The following is a 243-nucleotide window of genomic DNA, read 5'->3' on the forward strand; positions in this document are numbered from 1 at the left end:
TGTTGGAAGTCCAAATAGCCCAGGTGTTACCCAAGGAACAGCAAAAGATACGTTGTTAGTACGGTATAATGATCTCGAACATGTAGCAGCAATAATTTCAGAGAACCTTAACGGAATTGCTTGTGTCATTATAGAGCCTGTAGCGGGTAATATGGACTGTATCCCTCCAACAGATGGATTTTTAGAAGGATTAAGATCACTGTGTGAGGAACATAATATTTGATTGGTTTTTGAGGAGGTAAT

General features: G+C 39.1%; 1 pseudogene. It reads left to right on the top strand.

The features are described 5' to 3' along the window. A pseudogene (locus ACY2RS_RS15765) lies at positions 1 to 220 on the top strand (aminotransferase class III-fold pyridoxal phosphate-dependent enzyme); the annotation flags it as partial. Positions 221 to 243: the final 23 nt, after the last annotated feature.

This window comes from Patiriisocius sp. 208BN25-11, from assembly GCF_058147145.1.